Annotated in this window: 15 protein-coding genes; 10 read left to right on the forward strand and 5 right to left on the reverse strand. The window is 69.2% G+C overall.

What is annotated here, in order from left to right; translation table 11 throughout:
- Positions 1 to 5 precede the first annotated feature (5 nt).
- The 5 genes from H5T77_RS03535 to H5T77_RS03555 all read left to right on the forward strand — a co-directional run bounded on the left by H5T77_RS03535 (position 6) and on the right by H5T77_RS03555 (position 7630).
- Positions 6 to 869 (forward strand): TlyA family RNA methyltransferase, encoded by an 864-nt coding sequence (locus H5T77_RS03535; protein WP_292645115.1) that lies wholly within the window; start codon positions 6 to 8, stop codon positions 867 to 869.
- A 148-nt stretch (positions 870 to 1017) separates the two neighbouring features.
- The gene (locus H5T77_RS03540) at positions 1018 to 1959 is read left to right on the forward strand and encodes an NAD kinase (protein WP_472850328.1); all 942 of its coding nucleotides are present in this window, start codon (positions 1018 to 1020) and stop codon (positions 1957 to 1959) included.
- Positions 1952 to 3733 carry a DNA repair protein RecN gene (gene recN / locus H5T77_RS03545; protein ID WP_292645117.1) on the forward strand — a complete coding sequence of 594 codons (1782 nt, stop codon included), beginning with the start codon at positions 1952 to 1954 and terminating at the stop codon, positions 3731 to 3733. Before H5T77_RS03540 ends, recN begins: the two co-directional genes overlap by 8 nt.
- Before the next feature lie 208 nt (positions 3734 to 3941).
- Positions 3942 to 5885 (forward strand): putative cytokinetic ring protein SteA, encoded by a 1944-nt coding sequence (gene steA / locus H5T77_RS03550; RefSeq protein WP_292645120.1) that lies wholly within the window; start codon positions 3942 to 3944, stop codon positions 5883 to 5885.
- Between the two features lie 14 nt (positions 5886 to 5899).
- Entirely contained in the window at positions 5900 to 7630 is a 1731-nt protein-coding gene (locus H5T77_RS03555) for a CTP synthase (RefSeq protein ID WP_292645122.1), read from the forward strand.
- Positions 7631 to 7680: 50 nt separating this feature from the next.
- Here the strand turns inward: H5T77_RS03555 and H5T77_RS03560 are convergent, their stop codons facing one another.
- The 5 genes from H5T77_RS03560 to pepN form a co-directional block, all read right to left on the reverse strand.
- Entirely contained in the window at positions 7681 to 9393 is a 1713-nt protein-coding gene (locus H5T77_RS03560) for an alpha-glucosidase (protein WP_292645124.1), read from the reverse strand.
- Between the two features lie 41 nt (positions 9394 to 9434).
- Positions 9435 to 10403: a TIGR03885 family FMN-dependent LLM class oxidoreductase gene (locus H5T77_RS03565; RefSeq protein WP_292645126.1), complete on the reverse strand. Its 969-nt coding sequence runs from the start codon at positions 10401 to 10403 to the stop codon at positions 9435 to 9437.
- Positions 10400 to 12031: an alpha-amylase family protein gene (locus tag H5T77_RS03570; protein ID WP_292645128.1), complete on the reverse strand. Its 1632-nt coding sequence runs from the start codon at positions 12029 to 12031 to the stop codon at positions 10400 to 10402. Before H5T77_RS03570 ends, H5T77_RS03565 begins: the two co-directional genes overlap by 4 nt.
- Before the next feature lie 89 nt (positions 12032 to 12120).
- Positions 12121 to 12594, reverse strand: a complete 474-nt coding sequence (locus H5T77_RS03575; RefSeq protein ID WP_292645130.1) for an SRPBCC family protein — start codon at positions 12592 to 12594, stop codon at positions 12121 to 12123.
- A 78-nt stretch (positions 12595 to 12672) separates the two neighbouring features.
- Entirely contained in the window at positions 12673 to 15111 is a 2439-nt protein-coding gene (gene pepN / locus H5T77_RS03580) for an aminopeptidase N (RefSeq protein ID WP_292645132.1), read from the reverse strand.
- Positions 15112 to 15133: 22 nt separating this feature from the next.
- On the opposite strand from pepN, the gene H5T77_RS03585 reads away from it, so the two are divergent.
- The 5 genes from H5T77_RS03585 (at position 15134) to H5T77_RS03605 (ending at position 20946) form a co-directional block, all read left to right on the forward strand.
- Positions 15134 to 15769, forward strand: coding sequence for an NUDIX domain-containing protein (locus H5T77_RS03585; RefSeq protein ID WP_292645137.1), 636 nt, complete (start codon positions 15134 to 15136; stop codon positions 15767 to 15769).
- Between the two features lie 129 nt (positions 15770 to 15898).
- Positions 15899 to 17014: an alanine dehydrogenase gene (gene ald, locus H5T77_RS03590; RefSeq protein WP_292645140.1), complete on the forward strand. Its 1116-nt coding sequence runs from the start codon at positions 15899 to 15901 to the stop codon at positions 17012 to 17014.
- Between the two features lie 225 nt (positions 17015 to 17239).
- Positions 17240 to 18136 (forward strand): site-specific tyrosine recombinase XerD, encoded by an 897-nt coding sequence (xerD, locus tag H5T77_RS03595; RefSeq protein WP_292645288.1) that lies wholly within the window; start codon positions 17240 to 17242, stop codon positions 18134 to 18136.
- On the forward strand, positions 18133 to 20769 hold the full coding sequence (locus tag H5T77_RS03600) for a DEAD/DEAH box helicase (protein WP_292645143.1): 2637 nt from the start codon (positions 18133 to 18135) through the stop codon (positions 20767 to 20769). The genes xerD and H5T77_RS03600 overlap by 4 nt, the downstream gene beginning before the upstream one ends.
- 30 nt (positions 20770 to 20799) lie before the next feature.
- The gene (locus H5T77_RS03605) at positions 20800 to 20946 is read left to right on the forward strand and encodes a hypothetical protein (protein WP_292645145.1); all 147 of its coding nucleotides are present in this window, start codon (positions 20800 to 20802) and stop codon (positions 20944 to 20946) included.
- Positions 20947 to 21100 lie beyond the last annotated feature (154 nt).

Here is a 21100-nt window from a genome sequence, read left to right on the forward strand (position 1 = left end):
AGCGCATGCCTCCTCGCCGCCTGCGCCTCGACGCCGAGCTGGTCCGACGCAAGCTGGCCCGATCTCGCGAGCACGCCAGCGAGCTGATCGCCGCCGGCCGTGTCACGGTCTCGGGCAACCGCGCCACCAAGCCGGCCACGGGTGTCACCACTGACGTCGCCATCGTGGTGACCGAAGACCCCGGCCGCCCCGACTTCGTCTCCCGTGGCGGCCACAAGCTCGCCGGAGCACTGGCCGCGTTCGAACCGCTTGGCCTCTCGGTCAAGGGCCGCCGATGCCTGGACGCAGGCGCGTCGACGGGTGGCTTCACCGACGTACTGCTCCGCAACGGCGCCAGCCAGGTCGTCGCCGTCGACGTCGGCTACGGCCAGCTCGCCTGGCGCCTGCAGCAGGACGAGCGAGTCGTGGTCCATGACCGGACCAACATCCGAGACCTCTCTCTCGATCTGGTCGGCGAACCCGTCGACGTCGTCGTCGGCGACCTGTCCTTCATCTCGCTCGAGCTCGTCCTCGACGCGCTGATCCGAGTCACCAGCCCTGAGGGCGACCTGGCGCTGATGGTCAAGCCTCAGTTCGAGGTCGGCAAGGACCGGGTCGGGAAGGGCGGAGTGGTGCGCGACCCGGTGCTGCGGGCGGAGGCGGTCAACGCCGTCGCCGCGGCCGCTGCGAGGCGCGGCTGGGGTGCCCGCGCTGTCACGACCAGCCCGTTGCCCGGCCCGTCGGGCAACGTGGAGTTCTTCCTCTGGCTGCGCCGCGGCGAGGCCACGGTCAGCGAGGCGGAGATCGAGGAGGCCGTGCGCGAGCAGCGTGGCCTGGAGAGCCCTGCCACCGGGGCTGTGTCGGTGCCGTCTGAGAGGGTTGATCCGTGAGCGAGCGTCAGCGAGTGAACCAACCGGCCAACACGTCGCCGGATCCGTATTGTGGCGCTTGCGCTACGGAGGTGGCGACGTGACCGACGCTGATGCCCCCGCTGTGGACCCACGCCCTGTGGACTCGGGCCCGGTGGACCCAGCCGAGGTGCGGCGTGTCCTCATGCTCATCCACACCGGGCGGGAGGAGGCCCGCGATGTCGCCCTCGCCTGTGCCAAGTCGCTTGCGGTCCACGGGATCGTGGTCAGGATGCTGGCTCGTGAGGCCGGCGACCTGGGCATCGACCCGGGTGCCTATCAGCCGGCGATCGAGCTGGCCGTCGACGAGCAGGAGGCCAGCAGAGACTGCGAGCTGGCGCTGGTGATCGGTGGCGACGGCACGATCCTGCGCGCTGCTGAGATCGTCCAGCCCCACCGCACCCCGGTGCTCGGGGTCAACCTTGGACACGTCGGATTCCTCGCGGAGGCGGAGTACGACGACGTCGAGTCGACGATCGAGGCGATCGTGCAGCGTCGTTACACCTCCGAGGACCGCCTCGCGCTCGAGGTCAGCGTCTTCGAGGACGGCAAGAAGGTCTTTCGTACGTTCGCGGTCAACGAGGCCAGCGTCGAGAAGGCGGCCCGCGAGCGGATGCTCGAGGTGGTCGTCGAGATCGACGGCCGGCCGCTGTCGAGGTGGGGCTGCGACGGCGTCGTCTGCGCGACCCCGACCGGCTCGACGGCCTACAACTTCTCCGCCGGTGGCCCGGTCGTGTGGCCCGGTGTCGAGGCTCTGCTGCTGACCCCGATCAGCGCCCACGCGCTCTTCGCGCGGGCCATGGTGGTCGCGCCGACATCGGTGCTGGCCGTCGAGGTCATCTCGCGCGCCGACGGTGCCGGGGTGCTCTGGTGCGACGGCCGGCGCTCCTATGACCTGGGCCCCGGCGCCCGGATCGAGGTCACCCGGGGGGTGGAGCCAGTCAGACTCGTACGCCTGCACCAGGCCCCGTTCACGGATCGTCTGGTGCGGAAGTTCGGACTGTCTGTGGAGGGATGGCGAGGCGCCGCGGAACGGCGTCCGTTCAGGATGAACGGAGGCGAGCATGCTTGAGGAGATCAGGATCTCCGGACTCGGGATCATCGAGTCCTCGACCCTGGAGCTCGGACCAGGGCTGACCGTGGTGACCGGTGAGACCGGCGCGGGCAAGACGATGATCGTGACCGCGCTCGGGCTGCTGCTCGGTGGTCGCGGCGACGCGGGCGCGGTCCGCAAGGGCAAGAAGACGGCCCGCGTCGAGGGCGTCATCGACGCCCGGTCGCTGCCCGCCGTCATCGAGGCGACCGAGGAGGCCGGGGGAGAGGTCGAAGAGGGCCGAGTCCTCGTGGCCCGCACGGTCGCCGCCGAAGGCCGAGCGAGGGCGTACGTCGGGGGAGCGACCGTCCCGGTCGCCACCCTCGGCTCGGTGACCTCGCCCCTGGTCGCCGTCCACGGCCAGTCCGACCAGCACCGGCTCCTGCAGCCGCGTGCCCAGCGCGACTCGCTGGACCGCTTCGGCGGCGACGCCGTCGCCAAGCTGCTCACGGCATACCGCGAGCTCCACACCGAGCTCCGAGTCGTCGAGCGCGAGCTCGACGAGGTGACGACCCACGCCCGCGAGCGCGCTCAGGAGGCTGATCTGCTGCGCTTCGGTCTCGGTGAGATCGAGGCCGTCTCCCCGGAGGCGGGCGAGGACGCCACGCTGGCCCAGGAGGAGGAGAAGCTCGGTTACGCCGACACCCTCCGCACGGCTGCGGAGCAGGCGCGCGAGGCCCTCTCCTCCGAGGACATCGACTCTCCGGACGCCCTCGGGGCGGTTTCGGTCGCGAAGCAGGCGCTGGAGAGCGTCCGAGATCACGATCCCGACGCCGCCGCCTTGGCCGAGCGTCTTGCCGAGGTCACCTACCTGCTCTCCGACGTCGCTGCCGATGTCGCCTCCTACGCCACCGGCGTCGAGACCGACCCCGCCCGGTTGGCCGTCGTCTCCGAGCGGCGTGCGGCGCTGACCGCGCTGACCAGGAAGTACGGCGAGACGATCGATGAGGTGCTCGCCTGGTCCGAGACCGGTGCCAAGCGCCTGCTCGAGCTCGACTCCGACGACGAGCGGATCGAGGAGCTCAAGAACGAACGTACGCGGCTGCGAGCCGATCTCGCTGACGCCGGTGCCATGCTCTCGACCGCGCGCACCGACGCCGCTGGTGCCTTGGCCGAGGCGGTCAGCGACGAGCTGACCGGACTGGCCATGCCTCACGCCCGGCTGGTTGTCGACGTACGCCAGAAGGAGACCGACGCACCGGCCTCCGAGGACGAGCCGCACGCACCGTTGCGGTTCCCGTCTTCTGGAAAGGGGAAGGGCAAGGGCGAGCGCTGGCTGCGCTACGGCTCCAACGGTCTCGACGAGATCGAGCTGCTGCTGGCCGCCAACACCGGCTCGGAGCCCCGTCCGCTCCACAAGGGTGCCTCCGGCGGTGAGCTCTCTCGGGTGATGCTCGCGATCGAGGTGGTCCTGGCCGCCACCAGCCCGGTCCCGACCTTCGTCTTCGACGAGGTCGACGCCGGTGTCGGCGGCACCGCGGCGGTCGAGATCGGCCGCCGCCTCGCCCACCTCGCCCGCACCGCACAGGTCCTGGTGGTCACCCACCTTCCTCAGGTCGCCGCCTTCGCCGACCATCACGTCGCCGTCGAGAAGACCAGCGACGGCGTGGTCACCAGCTCCGGGCTCACCGTCCTCGACGACGAGGCCCGTGAGCGTGAGCTCTCCCGCATGCTGGCCGGGCTGACCGCCTCCGACACCGCGATCGCCCATGCGCGCGAGCTCCTCGAGGTCGCCCGCTCCGCCAAGGCCTGACCCGGCGAAGGCCTGACCCCGCCGAAACCTCAGTTCTGGCGACCCGAGTGGGTACCTTTGGCGACCCGAGTCAGTAGTTGTGGCGAACCACACACGCCACAACTACCGACGCGGCCGCCAAAGGTATGAATTCGGCCGCCACAACTACCGACTCGCCGGATGGGAGATCCAGGGACACCGACCGATACCGGGGGAGGATTGGCGAGACATGAGACTGCCGACACGCCAGATTCCTTCCGTACTTCCCGGCACCCGCGGCACGCTCCGCGCCGGCCGGCCGACCAGGGCACTGGTCCCGCGGCTCAAAGAGGGCGACATCGCGGTCATCGACCATGTCGACCTCGACCGCAGCACCGCGCTGGCGATCGCAACCACGGGCGTGATCGCCGTGGTCAACGCCCAGCCGATGGTGTCGGGGCGCTACCCGAACCGGGGCCCGAAGACGCTGGCAGATGCTGGGATCGAGCTGATCGACCAGATCGGTGAGGCGGGGCTGGAAAAGCTGGTCGACGGCCGTAAGGCGCGCATCCTCGACGGAGAGATCTTCGACGGCGAGCGGCTGCTGGCCTCCGGTCGGGTGCTCGACCAGGAGTCGCTCGAGAGCGACCTCGAGAACGCCAAGCAGGGTCTGAGCTCCCACCTGGAGCTCTTCACCCACAACAGCAGCGAGCTGCTGCGGCGCGAGGAAGAGGTGCTGCTGCACGGCAACGGCGTGCCACCCCTCGACACGCCGCTGGCCGGCCGTCCCGTCGTGGTGGTCGCCGACCACCCGGATCTGGACCGTCTCCTGGGCGATCTCGAGGGCTTCCTGCGCGAGCAGCGCCCGACGATCATCGCGGTGGGCCCCGCGGCGAAGAGGCTGACCAAGAAGCAGGTACGCCACGCCGTGCTCGTCCTGGGCGCCGACACCGACACGTTCCCCGAGCCGAAGGTGCTCACCGGCGCGGCCGAGGTGGTGCTCGCGCCCGGCGGCTCCGGGAGCGAGCAGGCCGCCGAGCTCCTCGATCGCGTCGGCGTGCAGCCGAAGCGGTTCGAGTCCTCTCTGGCGCCCGAGGACGCGGCCCTGCTGATCGCCTACGCCCAGCATCCCTCGCTGGTCGTCGGGGCGGGGCTGAGCACCACGCTGACCGACTTCCTCGAGGACCAGCGTCCGGGGCTGGCCGGCACTTACCTGACCCGACTCGCGCTCGGCCCGATGCTGATCGACGCCTCCGCCGTCCCCGCGGTACGCCGCAAGGAGCCGCTCGCCCGCCGGCTCGTCCTTCCGCTCCTCACCGCGGTGACGGCCCTGGCGATCGGCCTTCCCGCAGGCGTCTGGGCCGCCGATCACGGTCTCACCGGCCGTGGCCTCAGCGAGATCGGCACCGGAGCCGGGGGCGACGCCGGCGCAGGAGCCACGGTCGACACCACCTCCGGTCAGAGCACCCGGACCGAGACCGACTCGCGACAGAGCGCCGAGGCCCAATTCGTCGCCGAGTCCGGCGACGCGCTCCTGCCCGGCAGGCTCGCCGGGCAGAAGGTCGCTGTCGTCACCTTCCCGGGCGCGGACCGTAAGACGGTCGACACGCTCACCGGCAACATCACCGCGGCCGGCGGCGAGACAACAGGGGTGCTCGACGTACGACCGAACCTGCTGGACCCGGACCGTAAGCAGTATGTCGACAGCCTGGCCACCCAGCTGGTCGAGCAGCTCGGCCGCGGCGACGCGGACCAGGCCACCTACCAGCGGATGGGGCAGGTGATCGGGGAGACCTACGCCGGCCGGAAGCCACCCGCGGAGTTCGACAAGCAGGCCAAGACTGCCGCTGTGGCGTTGCTCACCGGAGACCTGGTCAAGGCTCAGGGCCGGCCGACCGGGCCGGCCGACCTCGTCCTGGTGGTCCTCGGTGAGGACAACGACGACACGACCGCGGTCGAGGGTCTGACCGAGGGCTTGGGCGCGACCACGAAAGGCCTGGTCGTGACGGCAGCGACCGGCTCCGAGGACCTCGCGGCGCTGCGCGCCAACGACTGGCCGGGCTGGTTCGCGTCGGTTGACGGCATCGAGTCCACCACCGGTCAGATCGTCGCTCCGCTGGCCCTGGCCCGACAGAAGAACCAAGAAGGTGGCGAATTCGGTGCGTCAGGTTTCGGCGGCCTCCTGAAGGATTGATAGGATTGAGGCCCATGAAGTCGGCGAGCTTGACCAAGCACATTTTTGTCACCGGAGGCGTCGCCTCCTCCTTGGGAAAGGGTCTGACGGCATCGTCCCTCGGCCGCCTTCTCCGTTCGCGTGGTCTGAGCGTGACCATGCAGAAGCTGGACCCGTATCTCAACGTGGATCCCGGCACCATGAACCCGTTCCAGCACGGTGAGGTCTTCGTGACCAACGACGGTGCCGAGACCGATCTCGACATCGGCCACTACGAGCGGTTCCTCGACACCGACCTGGTCGGCCATGCCAACGTGACCACCGGTCAGGTCTACTCCAACGTGATCGCCAAGGAGCGACGCGGCGACTACCTCGGCGAGACCGTCCAGGTGATCCCGCACATCACCGACGAGATCTCCGAGCGGGTCCTGGCCATGCACGGCCCCGAGGTCGACGTCGTGATCACCGAGATCGGCGGCACGGTCGGCGACATCGAGTCCCTGCCGTTCCTCGAGGCCGCCCGCCAGGTGCGCCAGCGCCTGGGCCGCGACAACGTCTTCTTCGTGCACGTCTCTCTGGTGCCCTACATCGGCCCGTCCAAGGAGCTCAAGACGAAGCCGACCCAGCACTCGGTGATGGCGCTGCGCCAGATCGGCATCCAGCCCGACGCCATCGTGTGCCGCGCCGACCGCGAGCTGCCCGAGAGCATCAAGCGCAAGATCGCGCTCATGTGCGACGTCGACGAGGACGCCGTGGTGACGGCGGCCGACGCCCCGAGCATCTACGACATCCCGAAGGTGCTCCACCGCGAGGGCCTCGACGCCTACGTCGTACGCAAGCTCGACCTGCCCTTCCGCGACGTCGACTGGGCGCTGTGGGACGACCTGCTCCGCCGGGTCCACCACCCGAAGGAAGAGCTCACCATCGGCCTGGTCGGCAAGTACATCGACCTGCCCGACGCCTATCTCAGCGTCGGCGAGGCGCTGCGCGCCGGTGGGTTCGCCAACGAGGCCAAGGTCCACATCCGCTGGATCCCCTCGGACGAGTGCGAGACCCCCGAGGGCGCGGCCAAGAACCTCCACGACCTCGACGCCGTCTGCGTCCCGGGCGGCTTCGGCATCCGTGGCCTGGAGGGCAAGCTCGGCGCGCTGACCTACACCCGCACCCACCAGATCCCCACGCTCGGCCTGTGCCTGGGCCTGCAGTGCATGGTCATCGAGTACGCCCGCAACCTGCTCGGCCTGGAGAAGGCCGACTCGACCGAGTTCGACGCCGACACGCCCGAGCCCGTCATCGCGACGATGGAGGAGCAGAAGGCGTACGTCGAGGGCGCCGGCGACCTCGGTGGCACCATGCGTCTGGGCCTCTACCCGGCCGAGCTCAAGAAGGGCTCGATCGCGGCCGAGGTCTACGGCGAGTCCTCGATCGAGGAGCGTCACCGCCACCGCTACGAGGTCAACAACGCCTACCGCGACCAGCTCGAGGAGGCCGGCCTGGTCTTCTCCGGCCTCTCGCCCGACAACCAGCTCGTCGAGTTCGTCGAGCTGCCCCGCGACGTACACCCCTACTACGTCTCCACGCAGGCTCACCCCGAGCTTCGCTCGCGGCCGACCCGCCCCCACCCGCTCTTCGCCGGGCTGGTGAAGGCGGCCCTCGACCGGCAGAAGGAGCAGCGGTTCCCGATCGACGAGACCAACCTGCGCCGCGACGCCAGCGACGTCGACGAGCTCAGCGACGTCGAGCTGCCTGAGCCAGCCGAGGCCTGAGAGTTCTGACCGTCGGGGCCATGGGGCCGGCACAGGCCGGCCTCATGGCCTCAGCGCGCCGCGGCCGCCTCAGAAGGCCGAAGATGGATACGGGTCTCCCACGGCTCGAGCACGGTGCTGTCGTGCGGTCCGTCCACGTTGGCCAAGACGATGGGGGAGTCCGCGGTCGCTCGCTGCAGCCGGGGCGGGACCTCGGCGATGTCGCCGGAGAAGTTGGCGACGACCCGAAGCTCCGCGCCGTCGTGACGCCGGGTGAATGCGAACAGCTGCGGGTGGTCCGGTTCGTCGAGGGTGAAGTCACCCAGCGCCACCACCGGCTCCTCATGACGAAGCCGGATCAGGTCGCGGTGGTAGCTGAACACCGATGCGGGGTCGTCCACCTGCCGGGCAGCGTTCACCTGCTGATGGTTCGGGTTGACCGGAAGCCAGGGTCGACCGGTCGTGAATCCGGCGTGCGGTGAGTCGTCCCACTGCATCGGGGTGCGGCCGTTGTCGCGGCTCCGCGCCCGAAGAGACGCCAGGACCGCCTCAGGATCCTCGCCCATGGCCACTGACTCCTCGTAGTAGTTGATCGACTCGATGTCGGCGAACTGCTCGATCGAGGTGAAGGGGAAGTTCGTCATCCCCAGCTCCTGGCCCTGATAGATGTACGGCGTCCCGCGCTGCATGTGGAGCACGGTGGCCAGCAGCTTCGCCGATCGTTCGCGGAGCTCACCGTCGTCGCCGAAGCGGGAGACCACGCGCGGCCGGTCGTGGTTGTCCCAGTACAGGCTGTTCCAGCCGACGTCGGCCAGCCCCTCCTGCCACGCGGCGAGGGACCCGCGGAGGAGGCGCATGTCGAAGGGCAGGATGTCCCACTTCGATGCGCCGCGGTCAATCTTCAGGTGCTCCAGCTGAAACACCATGTCGAGCTCCTGGCGCTCCTGGTCGGTGTACTTGCGAGCCTCGTCGATGGAGACGTCGAGGGTCTCGCCGACGAGTAGCAGCGGCCGCTCGACGCCGGCGAAGACCTCGCGGTGCATCTCGGTGAGGTACTCGTGCACCCGGGGCCCGTCGACGACCTGCCGGCCGAGGGTGGCGAAGCGTTCACCCAGGCGGACCTTCCCGTCGGGAAGGGCGGGATCCTTGGAGATCAGGTTGATCACGTCCATCCTGAACCCGTCGATGTCCCGGTCGACCCACCAACGCATCATGTCGTAGACCGCACGCCTCACCTCTGGGTTCTCCCAGTTCAGGTCAGGCTGCTTCTTGGAGAACAGGTGCAGGTAGTAGTCACCGCTCTCCTCGTCGTACTCCCACGCCGGACCAGAGAAGAACGACCCCCAGTTGTTGGGTTCGGCGCCGGGCTCACCCGGGACCGTCCCGTCGCGGGCCGGCCGCCACCAGTACCAGTCCCGATTGGCGCTCTCGGGTCCGGAGCGGGACTCGATGAACCAGGGATGCTCGTCGGAGGTGTGGTTGACCACCAGGTCCATCACGACCTTGATTCCGCGGGCGTGGAGCTGTTTCACGAGCGTGTCGAGATCCGCCAACGACCCGAACACCGGGTCGACGTCGTGGTAGTCGGTGATGTCGTAGCCGTTGTCGTCCATGGGCGAGGGATAGACGGGCGAGAGCCAGACGACGTCCACGCCCAGCTTCTCCAGGTGGTCGAGATGCTCCAGGACACCGCCGAGATCGCCCACGCCGTCGCCGTCCGTGTCCGCGAAGCTGCGTGGATAGATCTGGTAGACCACTGCGAACTGCCACCATTTCTGCGCCATCACAGTGATTTCTGGTGCCCGTTGACAGCGGGACGTATGCATCAACCGGCGCGGACCTGGGGAAGTACGTCGGCTCCAAAGGCATCCACGAACTCCTCCTGGTCGACCCCGACCTGGTGGAGGTACACCCGTTCGACTCCCAGCTGGGCGTATTCGGCGAGAACCTCCGCGTGCCGAGCAGCCTCACTCGACATCACGATGCTGTCCTCGAGCGCCTCGGCCGGGACGTGGACGGTGGCGGCATCGAACTGCGCCGGCACCTCGAGCTCCTCGTTCAGCGACGGCGGCAGCGCGTTGGCCCGCCACTGGTCCAGCGCTTGGGCCCGGACCTCATCGTCTGAGCGGGCCCAGGACAGATGCATCTGGACATGGACCGGCTTGGCGCGTCCCGCGGTCTCGCGGAACGCTCCGATGACCGCACGCAGCTTCTGGCGAGGAGCGTTCACGGTGATGAGGCCGTCCGCCCACCAGGCCACCGCACGAGCGGTCTCGGGGCTCAGCGCCGCGGCGAACAGCGGGGGCGGAGCCGATGGCAGCGTGTAGACGCGGGCGGCGCGCAGCCGGACCAGTCCGTCGTGGTCCACGGTCTCGCCCGCGAGCAGACGGCGGATGACGTCGGCGCACTCGGCCAGTCGCGCGTTGCGTACGTCCTTGGTCGGCCAGCGACGCCCGGTGACGTGCTCGTTGAGAGCCTGTCCCGAGCCGAGCGCCGGGATGAACCGCCCGGGCGCCATCTCCAGCAGGGTCGCGATGGACTGAGCGATCACGGCGGGGTGATACCGATCGCCCGGGGCGGTAACCACTCCGTACGGCAGTGTGGTGGTCGCCAGGGCGGCGCCGAGCCAGGCCCAGGCGAACCCGGCCTGGTCCTGCCGTTCGCTCCACGGAAAGAGGTGGTCCGAGGAGAGGACGGCGTCGAACCCGGCGTCCTCCGCCTGGCGAGCCAGCCGCAGGAGTCGCGAGGGAGCGAACTGCTCGTGGGATGCGTGGTAGCCGATCTCCATGGTCATGCCTGCTCGACCCGAAGCCACCGGTAGCCGTAGCCGTGCAGCGTCAGCTCCTCGCCGTTCACCGGATCCTCGTAGGGCTGGTCGTCGATGATCTGCTTCCAATCGCGACGCAGGTCCGGAGGAAGGGTGAGGGTGGTTCCCTGCGGATGCAGGTTGGCCAGCAGCAACGACGTGGACCGCTCGTCGGAGTAGCTGATCGCGAAGACCTGCCCCTGTGGCAGGGCCACCGGGCGGGCCGAGGAGGCGAGGATCGGACCGTGGTCGCGGCGGATCTCGAACAGCGTACGCAGCGTGCGCAGCAGCGAGTCCGGGTCACCGGTCTCGTCATCGACGTTGACCTGTGCGTAGCCGAACGGGCCCTCGGTGATGACCGGGTGCACGAGCTGGATCTCGTGGGCTTCGGAGAAGCCGGCATTCACGTCCCTAGACCACTGCATCGGCGGCCGGACCGCGGCCCGGTCCGGCAGCTCCGGCTGGTCACCCATCCCGATCTCGTCTCCGTACAGGATGATCGGGCTGCCTGGAAGGGCGCAGAGCAGGAAGGCCGCGAGCTTGCGTTGCCGCGGATCATCCAGCATCGGAGCCAGGCGTCTGCGGATGCCACGACCGAACGCGCGCATCGCTGGATGCGGCGCGAAGATCGACATGGTCTCCTCACGCTCGGCGGGAGTGAGGCGCTCGAGGTTGAGCTCGTCGTGGTTGCGTAGCCAGATGGCGTAGCTGCAGCCCGCCGGCGGGACCGGTTCTTCTTCCAGCGCGTCTCGCAACGGCGCCGCGTCCTTCCTGGCCAGCGCCAGGAAAAGGTAGTTGTTGAGCCAGAAGTTGAGCAGCGTGGTCACGCGGTCCCCGCCTGCGAAGTAGTCCGCGTACCGCTGCGGCTCCACGTCGGCCTCGACCATCAGGACACCGTCGGGACGGAACCGCCGGACCGTGCGCCGCATCTCCTCGAGGAACCAGTAGCCGTCGTCATGCCCGTCCACTCGGCCGGCCTCGGCCACGATGTACGGCGCCGCATCGACCCGGAACCCGGAGGCGCCCCGCTCGAGCCAGAACTCCATGATCTTGCGGATCTCGTCGCGCACATCGGCGTTGGCGATGTTCAGGTCGGGCTCATGGCTGTAGAACGTGTGCCGGTAGTACTGCCCGGCTTCCTCGTTCCAGGTCCAGACGGAGTCCTCCACCGAGGGGAACATCGGCTTGACGATCGTCTCGTGCGGCTCGTCGGTCCAGATGTAGAAGTCGCGGAACCGGGACTCCCGGTCCCGGCAGGCCGCGCGGAACCATGGGTGCCCCACCGACGTGTGCTGCACGACGAGGTCGAGGATGACCTCCAACTCCAAGTCCTTCGCGCGAGCCATGAGGTCGTCGAAGTCGTCGAGCGTGCCGTACCGGTCCGACACCTCGATGTGATCGATCACGTCGTAGCCGCCGTCGAGGTCGGGGGTCCGGTAGAACGGCTGCAACCACACCGCGCTCGCCCCGAGCTCCTTGACATGGTCGAGCTTCTCCGTCACTCCACGGAGGTCTCCGGTTCCGTTGCCGGTGGTGTCGCGGAACAGGGCCACGGCGATCTGGTATATGACGGCCTGTTGGTACCACGGAACATCCTCAGCGTCTGGCGTCGACATCGTCTCGGTCCTCCGACTGCTCTGGCTGCGGATCCGTGGCGTCGCTCGGGCTCAGATCGCCGCGGCCCCGTCCGCGTGAGTGCTGGTGGCTAGTCGCGTACCTCGCCGGTCGGCTTCACCTCACCACGCCAGGCACCGGTCTCGGTGCCGCGCTGCTCGATGAAGTCCTTGAAGCGCTCGAGGTCCCCCTTCGCTCGCCTGTCGACGATGTTGAGGACGTCGCCCGTCTTCTCGACCGCGCCCTCGGGCTCGTACTCGAGGCGAAGCGTGACCCTGGTGGCCTTACCCATCTCGTCCGAGGCGAACGACACCGTCCCCTGGTTCTCGCTGCCTTCCACGGCACGCCAGGTGATGCGCTCGTCGGGAACCTGGTGGACGATCTCGGCGTCCCACTCCCGGGTCACGCCACCGATCTCGGCCTTCCAGTGCAGTCGCTTGTCGTCGAGCTGCTGGACCGACTCGACACCCTCCATGAACTGGGGGAAGGACTCGAACTGGGTCCACTGGTCATACGCGGTGCTGACCGGGACCTCGACCTGGACGCTCTTCTCGATGGTGCTCATGTCGTGTCTCCTCTCGATTGCGTACGTCCAGTGGGTACCCGGGGTCTTCGAGGGCCATACCTGCTAGGCCCGGTGAACTCACCGCGCTCGGGCCACGACCTGGCGAGAGTGCACGTCGGCGAGGCGGACGACGGTCTGACGGACGAACGGCACGAGAGTGTCGCCTTCGCACGCGGCTCTCGCGGCGACCGCGACGTCCTCGCCGGCCTGCGTCGGGTAGAACCGGAGCTGGAGGCCGAAGGCGAGCAGCCCACCGCCCCTGATGGCGGCGACGGCGTCGAGATAGCGCTGGGCGTACGGCGCCAGGATCTCGTCCTGGCCCGGCCGCCAGAACGCCGAGGCCAGCGCGTAGGCGCTGTCGGTACGCGGCAGCCGGCGCTCGATCATGGTCACCTGCCAGGCCTCCTCCTTGGCCTCGGCGAGCGGCTGCGCGGTGCGTACGCTCAGGGCACTGACCCACGACTCGGGATCCGGGTCCCGTGCCTCCAGCGCGGCGACGGCAGCGGCGTCGTAATCGCCCGTCTCGGCGCGCCGCCGCAGCAGCCGCCAGGCGACCTGGACGTCCTCCGCGGCCCCCGACTCGGCCAGTGTGAGCTGCTCGGGCGTGGAGGCGTGCGAGGCGAGCACCCGTAGCGCGGTGTCGCGGTTGGCGGGGTCATCGGCGAGGGTCGCGGCCGCGCCGGCGACCAGAGCGCGCTGCTCGGCCACCCGGTCCGGTGCCGTCCACAGCTCGGCCGCGGTCACCGCCATGCTCAGGTACTCGCCGGTGACCTGCGGGTTCTGCTCCCGCTCGAGGACCGAGGCGACTCGCGAGACGACCTCGGGGCCGGCGATCTCGCCACGGAACAGCGCCGCCCAGGCGCTGTTGACCGCGACCGCCCGCGCCAGCGAGTCGGGGAGGAGCCCGGCGTTCTGGCCGAGCCAGGCCTCGCTGGCGTCGTCGGAGCGCACCGCGGCGAAGGTCACGTCGGTCGCGTTGACCAGGTGTGCGGCGGCATCGGGGAGCGCGACCTCGACGGGCACGCCCTCCGCGGTGACCGGAGTGGTCGCGAGGAGCGCGCCGGAGGCGTCGTAGGAGGCGATGTCGAAGCGGTGGGGACGCACCGTCCCGTCGGCGCTGGTGACCGAGACCTTGCCGTCAGCCAAAGTGATCACGTCGGTCCCGGCATGGTCGAGCCAGGCGGTGGTCCAGGCGGAGAGGTCCTTGCCTGCGGCCGCCCCGAAGGCACCCATCAGGTCGTCGAGGACGGTGTTGCCGTAGGCGTGCTCGGCGAAGTAGGCCTGCAGCCCGGCCAGGTACGCCTCCTCGCCGATGTAGGCGTGCAGCTGCTGCAGCACCGCCTGGCCCTTCATGTAGGTGATCGCGTCGAAGTTGGCCATCGCGACGTCGACGCTGGGCACCACTCCGCGGATCGGGTGGGTGGCGGGCGTCGCGTCGACGTCGTAGGCCATCTTCTTCTCGGTCAGGGCGATCGAGGCCCACACGTCGGCGTAGTCGGGGAGCGCGGCGGAGGCCCACACCGCCGCCCACGAGGCGAAGGCCTCGTTGAGCCACAGGTCGTCCCACCAGCGCATCGTGACCAGGTCGCCGAACCACATGTGCGCCATCTCGTGCAGGATCACGTTGGTGCGATCGGTGCGGTCGGCGTGGGTCGGAGGCGTGCGGTAGATGAACGCGTCGCTGTGCGTGACCGCGCCCCAGTTCTCCATCGCCCCGCCCATGTCGGGCACGAAGATCTGGTCGTAGCGCCGCTGCGGGAACGGCATTGCGAACTTGGCGCCGAACCAGGCCAGCCCGTGCTCGGTGATCTGCAGGAGCTCCTCGCGGTCCCGCTCGAGCTGGCTGCGCAGCGACTGACGGGCGTAGAGCCCCAGATCGTAGCCACCGCGCTCGGCGCGGACCTCGACGAACGGGCCGGCGTTGACCACCACGACGTACGTCGAGAGCGGGGGAGTGTCCTCGAAGACCCAGGTCCGCGCGCCGGCCTCCTCGTCCGAGACCTCGGCCGGTGCGGAGTTGGACAGCACCGTCCACTGCTCCGGTGCGGTCACGGTGAACGCGTGCACGGCCTTGAGGTCGGGTTGGTCGAAGCAGGCCCACAGCCGGCGGGCGTCGTCGGGCTCGAAGGAGGTCCACACGTAGACGTTGCCGTCGGAGGGGTCGACGGTGCGAAGGATCCCCTCCGAGGAGGCGGTCTCGGACTGGGAGGCGGCGACGACGAGGGTGTTGGTCTCGGCGAGGTCCTCGAGCGGGATCCGCCCGGCGGTGATCGTGGCGAGGTCGAGGTCGGTGCCGTTGAGCGTGGCGGCCGACACCTCGGCCACGCAGTCGACGAACGTGCTCGTTCCAGGGGTCGCCGAGAACGTGATTGTGGAGACGCTGGAGATGGTCCCGCCCTCGAGCAGACCGGTCATGTCGAGCGTGATGTCGTAGCGCTCGACGGTGACGGTGGCGGCCCGCGCTGCGGCCTCGTCCTGGGTGAGCGATGCAGGGGCGGCGGCGGAGGTCTCAGACATGAGCCGAGGGTAGCCTCGGGCCATGACATCGGACGCACGTTTTTCCGACTCGGCCGTGCCGCTGGCCCCTCTCACCGAATGGGACACCCCCGAGAGCTGGCCGGTCGCCTCCAGCGAGGATCTGCACCGGGACGGGTGGGTGGTCGCTCTGCGGGCGGACCGGATCAACCGGCCCGGCCACGAGGACGAGGAGCCGTTCCGGCGCCTGGTGGTCGAGCACCCGGGCGCCGCGGTGGTGTTGGCTCTCGACGAGGAGGAGCGGGTCCTGGTCATCACCCAGTACCGCCACCCAGCCAAGCGGCGCTTCGTCGAGCTCCCCGCCGGGCTGATCGACTATCCCGGCGAGGACCCGCTCGACGTGGCCGTGCGTGAGCTGCGCGAGGAGGTCGCGCACGAGGCGAGTGAGTGGACCCATCTGCTCTCGACCCACACCTCACCGGGAATCTCCGAGGAGGTCCACCACTTCTATCTCGCCCGCGGCCTCACCGCGACCGACCGTGACGGCTTCGTCCTCGAGCACGAGGAGGCCGAGATGAGCGTCCACCGGGTGCCCTTCGAGGAGCTCCTGGAGGCCGTGCTGAGCGGTCGGGCGACCGACTCGCCGGTCGTCCAGGCCGTCCTTGCGTACGCCGTGCTCAGATCGCGTGGCAGAGTCTGACCTGTGCGTCAACGACTGCGGGACGCGGTTTTGGTGACTTGCGCCACACCGGGTTAGAACTGGCCGCATCAGGCGGCGAACATCCGGCCTGGCCCGACCCACGGACCATCACATTCAGGGGAAGAGAAAATGAGAATCGGCGTACCCAAGGAAGTCAAGAACCACGAGTACCGGGTGGCGATCACCCCCTCCGGCGTCCACGAGCTGGTGGCCAACGGCCATGAGGTCTTCGTCGAGGCCGGCGCCGGTGTCGGCTCCTCGATCTCGGACGGCGAGTACGCCGCGGTCGGTGCCAAGATCCTCGGTGACGCCGACGAGACCTGGGGCAACGCCGACCTGGTGCTCAAGGTCAAGGAGCCGGTCGCGGAGGAGTACCACCGGCTGCGCGAGGGGCTGACCCTGTTCACCTACCTTCACCTGGCCGCCGACAAGCCCCTCACGGAGGAGCTGCTGGCCAAGAAGGTCACCGCGATCGCCTACGAGACCGTCGAGCTGCCCAACCGGTCGCTGCCGCTGCTCTACCCGATGTCGGAGGTCGCCGGCTGCCTGGCGCCCCAGGTCGGGGCCTACAACCTGCTGAAGGCCCAGGGCGGCCGCGGCACCCTGATGGGCGGTGTCGGCGGTGTCGCCAACGCCAAGGTGGTCATCATCGGCGCCGGCGTCTCCGGCCAGAATGCCGCCAACATCGCGTTGGGGATGGGCGCCGACGTCACGCTGCTCGACACCGACCTGGAGAAGCTGCGGATGTCGTTCTGGCGCTACTCCAACCAGGTCCACGGGCTCGCGTCCAACAAGCTCGCGCTCGAGGAGCAGGTGCTCCAGGCCGACCTGGTCATCGGCGCCGTACTGATCCCTGGTGCGGCCGCGCCGAAGCTGGTCACCAACGACCTGGTCTCGCGGATGAAGCCCGGCTCGGTGCTCGTCGACATCGCCATCGACCAGGGCGGCTGCTTCGAGGACTCCCACGCCACCACCCACGCCGACCCGACCTACCAGGTCCACAACTCGACGTTCTACTGCGTGGCCAACATGCCCGGCGCGGTCCCGAACACCTCGACCTACGCGCTCACCAACGCGACGATGCCGTACGCCGTAGCGCTGGCCAACAAGGGCTGGGCCCAGGCGCTGCGTGACGACGCCGCGCTCGCCAAGGGTCTCAACACCCACGCCGGCGAACTCACCAACGCCCCCGTCGGCGAGGCCGTGGGCATCGAGTCGGTCGCCCTGGAGACCGTCCTGGCCTGACGCCGACCCGGCTCGTTCTGACGTGCAACCCCGCCGAGTCGGCGCAAACTGACATGGAATCCTGCCGAGTCGGCTCGTCATGACGAGCCGACTCGGCAGACGTTTTGGTCAGGATGAGCCGACTCGGCGGTGGTTTTGGTCAGGATGAGCCGACTCGGCTGGTTGGATGGGGACGTGACGTCGGCATCGGGTGCTTCGGTCTCCACCTCCGCGGTGGAGCATGCGATGCGTACGTATCTCGACCATCTGACCGTCGAGCGAGGTCTCGCGGCCAACACGCTCTCGTCCTACCGGCGCGACCTGCGGAGGTACGCCGAGTTCCTCGGTCGACAAGGAGTCGATGATCTGGCCGGGATCTCGGAGGCGACGGTCTCGGCGTTCCTGGCGCACCTGCGAGAGGGCAGCGAGGAGCACCCGGCGCTGAGCGCGACCTCAGCGGCGCGGACGGTCGTTGCGGTCCGCGGGTTCCACAAGTTCGCGGTCGCCGACGGGCTGGTCGAGGCCAACCCGGCGGGCCATGTGAAGCCGCCGCGAGCGGAGAAGCGGCTGCCGAAGGCGCTCCCGTTGGCCGACGTCGAGGCGATCCTGGAAGCGGCGGGCGCGCCCGGGACAGCGCTCTCGTTGCGCGATCGTGCTCTCCTGGAGCTGCTCTACGGCACCGGCGCCCGCATCTCCGAGGCGGTCGGTCTCGACGTCGACGACCTCGACCGGGTCGACCACGTCGTGCTCCTGCGTGGCAAGGGTGGCAAGGAGCGGATCGTCCCGGTCGGCTCCTATGCCATCGAGGCCGTCGAGGCGTACCTGACTCGGGCTCGCCCCGACCTCGCAGCCGCCCGCTCAGGGGGCGCGCTCTTCCTCAACGCCCGCGGTGGGCGGCTGTCCCGGCAGTCGGCCTGGACCGTGCTGACCCGCGCCGCCGAGCGTGCCGGGATCGACAAGGATGTCTCGCCGCACACCCTGCGCCACTCCTTCGCCACCCACCTGCTCGACGGCGGCGCCGACGTACGTGTCGTGCAGGAGTTGCTGGGCCATGCGTCGGTGACCACGACGCAGATCTACACTCTTGTCACCGTGGACAATCTCCGAGAGGTCTTCGTGACCGCACACCCGAGGGCCCTGTGACCGCTTCGACCGAAACCGGCGCTTCGACCAGACCCGGCGACTGGATCCCGAAGGTCGGCGCGAGCCCAGACGACGTCTACGAGGCGGTCGTGGCTTGGGCCGAGGGGAGTGGCCGCAGCCTCTACCCCCACCAGGACGAGGCGATCATGTCCATTTTGGCCGGTGACAACGTCATCCTGGCGACGCCGACGGGCTCGGGAAAGTCGCTGGTCGCGGCGGGTGCCCACGCGGCGGCGCTGGCCGAGGACAAGGTCTCCTTCTACACCGCGCCGATCAAAGCGCTGGTGAGCGAGAAGTTCTTCGACCTGGTCGAGACCTTCGGCGCCGAGAACGTCGGGATGCTCACCGGCGACGCCAGCGTCAACGCCGACGCGCCGATCATCTGCTGCACCGCCGAGGTGCTCGCCAACCTCGCCCTCAGGGAAGGCAAGCGTGCCGACGTCGGGCTCGTGATCATGGACGAGTTCCACTACTACGGCGAGCCCGACCGCGGCTGGGCGTGGCAGGTGCCGCTCCTCGAGCTCCCGCAGGCGCAGTTCCTGCTGCTGAGCGCGACCCTGGGTGACACCAGCGCCCTCGCCGAGGACCTGACCGGCCGAAACGGCCGCGACACCATCCTCGTCGACCAGGCGGAACGGCCCGTTCCGCTCGCGTTCGACTGGCGACTGACGCCTCTCCAGGAGACGCTCGAAGAGCTCGTCACCACGGGACAGGCGCCCGTCTACGTCGTCCACTTCACCCAGAAGGACGCGGTCACCCATGGCACCTCGCTGCTCAATGCCAGCTGGCTGAAGCTCTCGACCGAGGAGAAGGAGCAGATCGCCAGGCGGCTCGAGCCGGTCCGGTTCGCGGCCGGCTTCGGCAAGACGCTGTCCAAGCTGCTGCGCAAGGGCATCGGCGTGCACCACGCCGGCATGCTCCCCAGATACCGAAGGCTGGTCGAGCAGCTCGCCCAGGCCGGTCTGCTCAAGGTCATCGCCGGCACCGACACCCTCGGCGTCGGCATCAACGTCCCGATCCGCACGGTGCTCTTCACCGGTCTGGCCAAGTTCGACGGCCGCCGCCAGCGCATCCTGCGGACCAGGGAGTTCCTCCAGATCGCCGGCCGGGCCGGCCGGGCCGGCTTCGACACCCAGGGCTACGTCGTCGTCCAGGCTCCCGAGCACATCATCGAGAACGAGAAGTCCAAGGCGAAGTCCGAGGAGCGCCGCAAGGCCGGCAAGAAGAACTCCAAGGCACAGCTCAAGAAGCCGCCCGAGGGCACCGTCGTGTGGACCGAGGCGACCTTCACCAAGCTCGTCGACGGCGCCCCCGAGCCGCTGCAGAGCAAGATGAAGATCGACAACTCGATGCTCCTCAACGTCGTCGCTCGCGACGAGGACGCCTTCGAGGTGATGCGCCGGATCACCATGGAGAACCACGAGGAGCCGCGCAGCCAGCTCAAGCTCGCCCGCCGGGCCCTGCGGCTGACCCGCTCCCTGGTCCACAGCGGGGTGCTGACGAGGCTCGCCGAGCCCGATGCGTACGGACGTCGCTATGTCCTCACCGAGGACCTTCCCGCCGACTTCGCGCTCAACCAGCCGCTGGCCCACTTCGCCCTCGCCGCGCTGGACACGCTCGACCCGGAGTCGCCGGAGCACACCCTGGAGATCGTCTCGGTGATCGAGGCCGTCCTCGAGCCCCCGCGCCAGATCCTCTTCGCCCAGCAGCACGAGGCCCGCGGCAAGGCGATCGAGAACATGAAGGCCGACGGTGTGGAGTACGACGAGCGGATGGCGCTCATCGAGGAGATCACCTGGCCCAAGCCGATGGCCGAGCGGCTCGAGGCGCTCTTCGAGGTCTACCGCGGGACCCACCCGTGGCTGCCCGAGGACGCGCTCGACCCCAAGTCGATCCTGCGCGAGATGTACGAGCAGGGGATGACGTTCACCGACGTCGTACGCCGCTACCAGCTCGCTCGCTCCGAGGGCCTGGTGCTGCGCTATCTGACCGACGCCTACCGCACCTTCCGGCACACGCTGCCCGAGAGCCACAAGAGCCCCGAGGTCGAGGACCTGATCGAGTGGCTGGGGGAGACCATCCGGCAGACCGACTCCTCGCTGCTGGACGAGTGGGAGGCACTCTCCGACCCCGAGCACATCCCGTCGGCCGTCGCCCACCACGAGACGCCCCCGCCGCCGCGGTCGCTGTCCCAGCAGACCCGTGCGTTCGAGATCATGGTCCGCAACGCGATGTGGGCGCGCGTCGACGCGGTCTCGCGCGACGACCTCGACGGCCTGATGCGCCTGGAGCGCGCGGCCGCCGACCGTTTCGATCCCGCCCGGCAGGTCGTGATGACCAGGTCCCGGTGGGACGACGCCCTGGAGGCCTACTTCGCCGAGCACGACGACGTCGGCATCTCCGCCGACTCGCGTTCGCCCAAGCTGCTCACCTGGACCGCCGAGCGTGGCGCTCCGGCGGGGGTGGACGAGGACGACGAGGCGTACGACTCCACCCGCATCTGGCGGATCACCCAGACCATCGACGACCCGGCCGGAGACCACGACTGGGTCATCGAGGCGGTGGCCGACCTGGACGCGAGCGACGAGGCCGGCGAGCTGGTGCTGGCGACGGTGGCGATGCGGAGACTGTGACGGGCGGGGAGAGTCCGCTAGCGTTGCACCGTGCGCAAGCTGATGAAGAACCCCGTCGTCGTCGCGGCCATCGCCAAGATCGCCAACGAGGCTCGCAAGCCCGAGAATCAGAAGAAGATCAAGGACGCTGCGACCAAGGCCTACGACAAGGTCCAGAAGCGCCGTCGGCCGCACTGAGGGCCCCTGATCGGGTGGAGATCCGTCCCCAGGTCTCTCCACAGCGACACCCCTGCCTGTGGGGCCGGCGCGGCGCCAAGTGCACAGGTCGTCAACAGATTCGGCCCGCGTAGCAGAATCAGCCGGATTTGCCTTGTGACACGCCCGGCGCGGC

It is taken from the genome of Nocardioides sp. (assembly GCF_014360585.1).
Lineage (GTDB): Bacteria > Actinomycetota > Actinomycetes > Propionibacteriales > Nocardioidaceae > Nocardioides.

Excerpts from the sequence above, each read along its gene's own strand:
- H5T77_RS03535 (WP_292645115.1), top strand. The coding sequence starts at position 6 with ATGCCTCCTCGCCGCCTGCGCCTCGACGCCGAGCTGGTCCGACGCAAG.
- recN (WP_292645117.1), top strand. The coding sequence starts at position 1,952 with ATGCTTGAGGAGATCAGGATCTCCGGACTCGGGATCATCGAGTCCTCG.
- steA (WP_292645120.1), top strand. The coding sequence starts at position 3,942 with ATGAGACTGCCGACACGCCAGATTCCTTCCGTACTTCCCGGCACCCGC.
- H5T77_RS03555 (WP_292645122.1), top strand. The coding sequence starts at position 5,900 with ATGAAGTCGGCGAGCTTGACCAAGCACATTTTTGTCACCGGAGGCGTC.
- H5T77_RS03560 (WP_292645124.1), bottom strand. The coding sequence starts at position 9,393 with ATGGCGCAGAAATGGTGGCAGTTCGCAGTGGTCTACCAGATCTATCCA.
- H5T77_RS03565 (WP_292645126.1), bottom strand. The coding sequence starts at position 10,403 with ATGACCATGGAGATCGGCTACCACGCATCCCACGAGCAGTTCGCTCCC.
- H5T77_RS03570 (WP_292645128.1), bottom strand. The coding sequence starts at position 12,031 with ATGTCGACGCCAGACGCTGAGGATGTTCCGTGGTACCAACAGGCCGTC.
- H5T77_RS03575 (WP_292645130.1), bottom strand. The coding sequence starts at position 12,594 with ATGAGCACCATCGAGAAGAGCGTCCAGGTCGAGGTCCCGGTCAGCACC.
- pepN (WP_292645132.1), bottom strand. The coding sequence starts at position 15,111 with ATGTCTGAGACCTCCGCCGCCGCCCCTGCATCGCTCACCCAGGACGAG.
- H5T77_RS03585 (WP_292645137.1), top strand. The coding sequence starts at position 15,134 with ATGACATCGGACGCACGTTTTTCCGACTCGGCCGTGCCGCTGGCCCCT.
- ald (WP_292645140.1), top strand. The coding sequence starts at position 15,899 with ATGAGAATCGGCGTACCCAAGGAAGTCAAGAACCACGAGTACCGGGTG.
- xerD (WP_292645288.1), top strand. The coding sequence starts at position 17,240 with ATGCGTACGTATCTCGACCATCTGACCGTCGAGCGAGGTCTCGCGGCC.